Below are 1,709 nucleotides of genomic sequence, written 5' to 3'. Positions count from 1 at the left end.
ACTGATCGTTTCAGAATGAGTTGAGCTGCGGGTCTTGTACTCGACGATCTTGGTCGGCAGGGTGTCCGGGGTGCGTGCTGATCTTGTCCCTGACGACCTGTGGGAGCGGGTGGCCCCGTTGCTGCCGCCTGCTCCCGAACGGCGCCATCACCACCCAGGGCGGCTGCGCGTTCCTGACCGAGTGGCCCTCGCCGGAGTGCTGTTCGTGCTGCGAACAGGTGTCGCGTGGCGTGATGTTCCCACGGAGATGGTGGGCTGTTCAGGTGTGACGGCCTGGCGGCGGCTGCGGGACTGGACCGAGGCTGGCGTGTGGCCGCGCCTGCATGCTGCCTTGCTGGCCGAGCTGCGCCGCGCCGGTCTGCTGGACCTGGACGACTGCTCCGTGGACGGCTCGCACGTCCGGGCGCTCAAAGGGGGGATCATGTCGGCCCCTCGCCCGTCGACCGCGGCCACCCCGGATCCAAGCACCACCTAATCGTCGACCGCCACGGAAGCCCGCTCGCCGTCACGCTCACCGGCGGCAACCGGCACGACGTCACCCAACTCTTGCCACTGCTCGACGCAGTCCCGTCAATCCGCGGCCTACGAGGACGTCCCCGCCGCAAGCCCCGGCGCCTGTATGCCGACCGCGGCTACGACTTCGACAAGTACCGGCGCCTACTCTGGAAGCGCGGCATCAAGCCGATGATTGCCCGACGCGGCACCGCCCACGGCTCCGGACTTGGCAAGGTCCGCTGGGTGGTCGAGCGCGCGTTCGCCTGGTTGCACCAGTTCAAGAGGCTCCGCATCCGCTACGAGCGACGCGCCGACCTCCACCAGGGACTGCTCGAACTAGCCTGTTCGATCATCTGCCTCCGCCACCTTCGACGCTCCGTCCGACCTCAGCGCTAGGCTCCCAACACATGACCTCCCCTCGGCGCAGTAGCAGTCAGCCGCAGCTTGCGATGGATCACACCGAGCCGGAGGTCGACCAGGGAAATGACGACGCGCTCATCGACAAACTGCGCGATCGTGCCTGGGATCCGGGCCTGCGGTTCGACAAGGCCCAAGTTCCGCTCGCCTGGATCGAGGAGCACTACGGCCAGGGCGGGATTGAGCGGATCCAGGGCCGGATCATCGGCCGCAGCAGTTCCGGGGAGGTCACTCTTGACGCCCGAGCAGACGAGGTCGCGAGCTACTTCGCGGACTCTCCCCGAGAGCCGTTGTTCCCACCGATCATGCCCCAGGAAGTCGACGCCGCGGAGCGGGTCCTCGGACGCCCTCTGCCGGAACTGCTTCGTCGGGTCTACACCGAGGTCGGCAACGGCGGCTTCGGGCCCGATGCAGGGATCGCTTCGCTGACCACGGGCCAGCGTGCGCCGGGACACCTGGATGACTGGCATTCCTCGGTCCGCATGCACGAACGCAATCGCACCGAGGGGCTGCCTTCCTCATGGCTGTATCTCGTGCCGGGTGGTTGCACGATGGAGTGGCACGTCTCATTGCTCGCAGTCGACAACCCGGTGCTGCTCTTCGACGTGGACGGGTGGGAGCCCAGCTGGGGCGAAGACCCACACGATGGCCTCCGGAACGCGAGTCCGTCGTTGCGGCACTGGCTGTGGACGTGGGCCTGTGGCGGCGATGTCTGGGCTCAAGTGCACGACCGCGCTTGACACACAGCCGCGCTGCCGCGTTTCGGCTGCCGCGCTCGTCATTCTGAAACGATCAGT

At 67.2% G+C, this 1,709-nt stretch carries 2 protein-coding genes; both read left to right on the top strand.

The window, feature by feature from the left end:
- Positions 1 to 70: 70 nt before the first annotated feature.
- Positions 71 to 891 (top strand): IS5 family transposase gene (locus ACWDGI_RS43575; RefSeq protein ID WP_450768601.1). Its coding sequence is split into 2 segments (ribosomal slippage): positions 71 to 410 and positions 410 to 891, totalling 822 coding nucleotides; the frame shifts between segments, so codons are not numbered across the junction.
- A 53-nt stretch (positions 892 to 944) separates the two neighbouring features.
- On the top strand, positions 945 to 1,652 hold the full coding sequence (locus tag ACWDGI_RS43570) for an SMI1/KNR4 family protein (RefSeq protein ID WP_450768600.1): 708 nt from the start codon (positions 945 to 947) through the stop codon (positions 1,650 to 1,652).
- Positions 1,653 to 1,709 lie beyond the last annotated feature (57 nt).

The sequence above is a fragment of the Streptomyces sp. NPDC001220 genome (genome assembly GCF_053597895.1).
The sequence above is the reverse complement of the archived record's forward strand: the minus strand, read 5'-3'. Positions and strand labels throughout refer to the sequence as shown.